Genomic DNA, 5862 nt, shown 5'->3' with positions numbered 1-5862 from the left:
ATCGTCGACATCCATGTCTCCGATGGTCGGTCAGGGCGACTGCACGCTACCTCCTTGAATGAACGTCGGGGCCGGCAGGAGATCAAGAGCGCAGGAGCGCAAGAGCGCAAAGCGCGCTCGCTTGCCCGCCACGAATGCACTGATGCTCCGATTTACCGAGTAGCCGCTCTCCCATCGGCCACCCCGTGGCGTTGAGGAGGTGTCGCGCGTTCGCCCCGGCCGACCATCGGAGACATGGATGTCGACGATGAGCCTACACGGACGTACTTGCGGCGTGTCGGCCGGGGCGAATGCGCGGCGCCTCCACCCGCGAAACCTACGAGGGCGACGCTTTGCTTGGCCGAAGGCCAAGGACCAAGGGCAGAAGATTCGCGCCTGAAGGCGCTCCTACAGGGGCAGACAAAAGAAAACGGCGCGGGATGCGCGCCGTTTTCCGGTTCCGGTTTCTCGGGACTGAAGCCCCTCCCACGGCGGATCAGCGGGCGCCCATTTCCTTGAGCAGGTGCGGGGCCGGATAGACCTTGTCCATGATCCAGACCATGTAGCGGTGGTCCACCGCGATCATGCGGGTCATCGCCGGGTCGAACACCCAGTTCGAGCTCACCGACTCCCAGTTGCCGTCGAAAGCCAGGCCAACCAGCTCACCCTTGCCGTTGAGCACCGGCGAACCCGAATTGCCACCCGTGATGTCCAGGTCCGACAGGAAGTTCACCGGCACCGCCGCCTTCTCCTCCTCGCTCATCGCAGCGATGGCGTCGAGCTGCGCCTTCGGCGCGTCGAACGGATCTTCGTCCGTCGCCTTCGCCACCAGCCCGTCGAGCGAAGTGAACGGCGTGTAGTAAACGCCATCCTTCGGCGAATAACCCATGACGTTGCCGTAGGTGATGCGCAGGCTCAGGTTCGCGTCCGGGTAGACACCCTTGCCCTGCTCGCGCTTGTAACCCTGCACCGCCGCCAGGTAGACCGGGCGGTAGCGGTTCTGGTCGCCCGAACGTGCGTCGTTGCGGTCTTCCATCGCCTTCATCGTCGGGTACAGCGCCACCGCCAGGTCCAGCAGCGGGTCGTCCATGGCCTCGATCGAAGCCTGGTCGGCCTTGAGCAGGGCCAGGCGGGCGTCGGTGTCGGCCAGCTTGGTGTTCGCGTAGGTGCGCTCGAGCGCGCGGTCGATCGCCGCCTGGTCGTTGCCGCCCAGCCAGGTGTCGATCGCCTCGACGCGCTGGTCGGCCGGCAGCTGGATGTACTCGGCCAGCCAATAGGCCATCAGCTGCTTTTCCATTTCCGGGTGGTAGCGCCGATCAAGCTGGCGCACCGCGCCTTCGATGCGCGGCAGGTCGCGCTCCTGGTAACCCACCGTGCGCTCGGCGTCCGGCTTGGCCGATTCGATGGCCAGGCGGTGCAGCATGCGCAGGTTGCCCAGCAGGCCACCGCCGGCGATCTGGCCGACCACCAGGTCGCGTTCGCGGGTTTCGCGGGCTTCGGCGGCCAGTTCGACCAGGCGCGCGTGCGCCTGCAGGCCGGCCTTGCCGTCGTCGCCCTGCTTGCGCAGCCAGGCCAGCACGGCCTCTTCTTCGGCGCGCTTGGTGCCCGAGGCGTCGATGCGCTCGAAGCCTTCCAGCTGGCCGGACCAGTTCTTCATCGCGTTCTGGTAGCCGCGGATCTGGCTGGCGTACTTCACCTCGATGTCGGCGTCGTCGTTGCCGGCCGCTTCGATGATGGCCACCAGGTTGCGCAGGTGCTGGCCGACCTTCGGGTACTGCCAGTCGGCCACGGCCTGGAATTCGTCGTACAGCGCGTAGCGGCTGGTGGTGCCCGGGTAGCCGGCGACCATCACGAAGTCGCCCTTTTCCAGGCCCTGGGCGGCCAGCTTCAGGTGCTGGTTCGGCTCGTAGGGCACGTTGTCCTCGGAGTACGCGGCCGGCTTGCCGTCCTTGCCGACGTAGGCGCGGTAGAAGGCGAAATCGCCGGTGTGACGCGGCCACATCCAGTTGTCGATCTCGCCGCCGTAGTTGCCGATGGCGCGCGGCGGCGCGTACACCAGGCGCACGTCCTTGATTTCGACCTGGCGGAACAGGCGGTAGGTCTGGCCGCTGAAGAAGCTGTAGAGCGTGCAGCGGTAGCCTTCACCCTGCTCGCATTCGGCGATCAGCTGCTTCTGGATGTCCTCGAGCGCCTTGTTGCGTTCGATGCCGCCCAGGTCGCCGGCGGCCGCCTGCACCTTGTCGGTGACGTCGGTGATGCGGTCCATCACGTAAACGCGGGCGTTGGGGCCGGCGGAAAGTTCTTCGCCGCGGGTGGCGGCGTTGAAGCCCACTTCCATCAGGTTGCTTTCGGCGGTGGAGTTGAGCTGTATCGCGCCGTAGGCGCAGTGGTGGTTGGTGACCACCAGGCCTTCGGGCGACACGAAGGAGGCCGTGCAGCCGCCCAGCGCGACCACGGCGCCCATCGGGTCGCCGGTGAGGTTGGCCAGCTGTTCGGGCGGCAGCTCGAGGCCGGCTTCCTTCAGCGGGCCGGCGATTTCCGGCAGCTGCTGGGGAACCCACATGCCCTCGCGGGCATGGGCGGAGAAAGAAAGCGCCAGGGCGGCGGCCAGGATCGTCACTCGCATGCGTTTTACCTCGGTGGGGCGAAACCCCAAGCCTAGCAGCGGCGGCGCTTGCCGGCAGCCGGTGGCGGCGTAGACTTTCGACAGGGGACAAGGGAGGGCTGGATATGCGTAGGCGGGCCTGGTTGCTGGCGATCGGACTGTGCGGTTTCGCCCTGGTTTCGCCGGTGCGCGGGCAGGCGCCCGACGACGCCCTGGCCAATCTCTGGACCACCCTGTGCCTGGGCGCCGCGCCCGGCAGCGACCTGGCCCTGCGCTGCGCCGAAATCGCCAACGGCGGCCCCGGCAGCCGCGACAGTTCCGCGGCGGGCAACTTCCTGGGCGAGATCCCGGGCCAGGGCCGGGCGGCCACCCGCGACGGCTCCCCCGACCAGGACCAACTGCGCACCGAACTCGGCGCCGGCTGGTCGGCCTTCGCCAGCGCCGACGTCGGCCGGCTCAAGCGTCGCGACGGCATCAACGAGGCGCCGTTCGACGGCGACACCTGGGCCCTGGGCGCCGGCCTGGACTGGGCGCCGCGCGCCGACTGGCGCTTCGGGCTGATGCTCAACCACGCCCGCGAAGACCTGGACTTCCTGGGCTCGGACGGACGCACGCGCATCCGCTACACCGGCGCGATGCTGCTCGGCGGCTGGATGGCCAGCGACAGTGTCTCCATCGATGCCTACGCCGGCCGCCTCGACGGCGACTACGACCTGCGCCGGTCCATCGACTACACCCTGCTCAGCGGCGTGTCGGTGCAGGCGCTGGCCACCGCCGACGCCTCGGCCACGCGCGACCTCGCGGGCCTGGGCGCGACCTGGAGCCACGCCCGGCAGGCCTGGGAATGGCAGCTGTCGGGTGGCCTGGACTGGCAGCGCACGCGCATCGACGCCTACACCGAATCCGGCGGCGCCGGCCTGGCCCTGGTGGTGCCGGGCCGCACGATCAGCAGCCGGCGCGCACGCCTGGACCTCGGGCTGGCGCGCACGGTGTCAACCGGCTGGGGCGTCTGGCAGCCGCAGGCCCGGCTGGGCTGGCGGCATGAATTCGCCAACGGCGCGCGGCCGCTGGCGGTCAACTTCGCCGCCGATGCCAACGGCACCCCGGTGGTCTTCGACACCGACGACGCCGACAACAACTGGGGCGAAGCCGGACTGGGCGCGGTGTTCGTGTTCACCGGCGGGCATTCGGCCTTCATCGAGTGGCGCACGCGCTTTGGCCACGCCTTCCTGGACGAACAGCTGCTGGCCCTGGGCTGGCGGATCGAGCTGCCCTGAACCACGGCTGGCTGCCTTGCCGGCCGGTTAACACCGGCGGCGTATAATTGCGGGCTTCACGGCCCCGCACGGGCCCCACGGACCGACGGACCGAACAGACCATGGCACAGCAGATGATGAAGGCGCTGGTGAAGCGCCACCCCGAAAAAGGCATGTGGATGGAACAGGTGCCGGTGCCCGCGCCCGGTCCCAACGAAGTCCTGATCAAGCTGGAAAAAACCGCGATCTGCGGCACCGACCTGCACATCTACAAGTGGGACGAGTGGAGCCAGCGCACGATCAAGCCCGGCCTGGTGATCGGCCACGAGTTCGTCGGCCGCATCGTCGAGATGGGCCCGGGCGTCACCGGCTACGCCATCGGCGACCGCGTGTCGGCCGAAGGCCACATCGTCTGCGGCCATTGCCGCAACTGCCGCGCCGGCCGCCAGCACCTGTGCCCGAACACCACCGGCATCGGCGTGAACCGCAACGGCGCCTTCGCCGAATACATCGTCATGCCCTCGTCCAACCTCTGGCCGATCCCCGACAGCATCCCGTCGGAGCTGGCCGCGTTCTTCGACCCCTACGGCAATGCCGCGCACTGCGCGCTGGAATTCGACGTGGTCGGCGAAGACGTGCTGATCACCGGCGCCGGCCCGATCGGCATCATCGCCGCGGGCATCTGCAAGCACATCGGCGCGCGCAACGTGGTGGTCACCGACGTCAACGACTACCGCCTCAAGCTTGCCGCCGACATGGGCGCCACCCGCGTGGTCAACGTCTCCAAGCAGTCGCTCAAGGACGTCATGAAGGACCTGCACATGGAGGGCTTCGACGTGGCGCTGGAGATGAGCGGCAACCCGCACGCCTTCAACGACATGCTCGACTGCATGTACAACGGCGGCAAGGTCGCCCTGCTGGGCATCCTGCCCAACGGCGCCGGCATCAACTGGGACAAGGTCATCTTCAAGGGCCTGGTGCTGCACGGCATCTACGGCCGCAAGATGTACGAGACCTGGTACAAGATGACCCAGCTCATCCAGTCGGGTTTCCCGCTGGGCAAGGTGCTCACCCACCAGATGCACATCGACGATTTCCAGAAGGGTTTCGACCTGATGGAAACCGGCCAGTGCGGCAAGGTCGTCTGCAGCTGGGGCTGATGGCACCGGCGCGGATACGAAAAAGGGCGCCCCTGGGGCGCCCTTTTTCTTGCCGTAAAGCGGGGTTCAGCCGCCGATCGACAGGGTCAGCATGAAACGGTTGTCGGCGGCGTCGCCGAAGTTGTCGTCGCCCGAGCCGTCGGTGCCGTAGTAACCGACGGCCAGGTTGACCGGACCGAAGTCGCGGTTCACGCCGACCGAGAAGTCGCTGTAGTCGTCGATGCCGGTGCTGTTGCCGAAGGTGCTGCGGCCGACGCTGATGTCCAGGCCCCAGTCGTAGCCGATGTCGAAGCTGCCGCCCAGGCCGTAGTAGAAGCCGTCGTCGTCGAGCGCGTAGACGTCGTTGGTGTAGCCCAGGGTGAAGGACCAGGTCTCGTCCAGGGCCAGGATGCCGATCAGTTCGTTGTAGTCGCTGTCGCCGTAGCCGTCCTGTTCGCCGATGTAGTTGTAGCGGTTGAGCATCAGGTCCAGGTTCCAGCGGTCGGACAGGTCGACGTTCCAGCCGATGTAGGTGTCGATCTCGATGTCCGGGCCACCGGCGCCGAAGTCCACGTTCGAACCCCAGACGCCGACGTAGATGCCGTTGTCGAAGGCCAGGTCGGCGCCCAGCTGCAGCGAGGCCTCGCCGTCGGTCTGGGAAACGCCGCGGAACATGTAGTCGGTGGCGATGGCGGCGTTCCAGCTGTACATCGACTCCTCTTCGGCCGCCTCTTCGGCGTCCTGGGCGGCGGCGGCCAGCGGCAGCGCGAACAGCGCGGCGGCCAGGGCGAAGGGCAGCATTTTCCGGGTCTTCATTGGGTCAGGTCCTTGCAGGTCGGGGCAAATTTCACGAAATCATAATCCATGCTGCGGCGCAGCAAGC

Annotated in this window: 4 protein-coding genes; 2 read left to right on the top strand and 2 right to left on the bottom strand. The window is 67.5% G+C overall.

Annotated elements, in window-relative coordinates:
• Positions 1-475: 475 nt before the first annotated feature.
• Entirely contained in the window at positions 476-2605 is a 2130-nt protein-coding gene (locus tag AACZ35_RS11600) for a S46 family peptidase (protein ID WP_339829417.1), read from the bottom strand.
• A gap of 104 nt (positions 2606-2709) precedes the next feature.
• Between AACZ35_RS11600 and AACZ35_RS11595 the strand changes: the two genes are divergently transcribed.
• Together AACZ35_RS11595 and tdh are read left to right on the top strand one after the other, a co-directional pair.
• Positions 2710-3861 (top strand): autotransporter outer membrane beta-barrel domain-containing protein, encoded by a 1152-nt coding sequence (locus AACZ35_RS11595; protein ID WP_339829415.1) that lies wholly within the window; start codon positions 2710-2712, stop codon positions 3859-3861.
• Between the two features lie 101 nt (positions 3862-3962).
• Positions 3963-5000 carry an L-threonine 3-dehydrogenase gene (tdh, locus tag AACZ35_RS11590; protein WP_339829412.1) on the top strand — a complete coding sequence of 346 codons (1038 nt, stop codon included), beginning with the start codon at positions 3963-3965 and terminating at the stop codon, positions 4998-5000.
• A 66-nt stretch (positions 5001-5066) separates the two neighbouring features.
• Here tdh and AACZ35_RS11585 read toward each other — a convergent pair whose 3' ends face one another.
• Positions 5067-5795, bottom strand: a complete 729-nt coding sequence (locus AACZ35_RS11585) for a TorF family putative porin (protein WP_339829410.1) — start codon at positions 5793-5795, stop codon at positions 5067-5069.
• Positions 5796-5862 lie beyond the last annotated feature (67 nt).

Origin of the sequence: uncultured Arenimonas sp. (assembly GCF_963976025.1) — a bacterium.
GTDB lineage: Bacteria > Pseudomonadota > Gammaproteobacteria > Xanthomonadales > Xanthomonadaceae > Arenimonas.
Note: the sequence above shows the minus strand (reverse complement) of the source record. Positions and strands in the feature narration are given on the sequence as shown.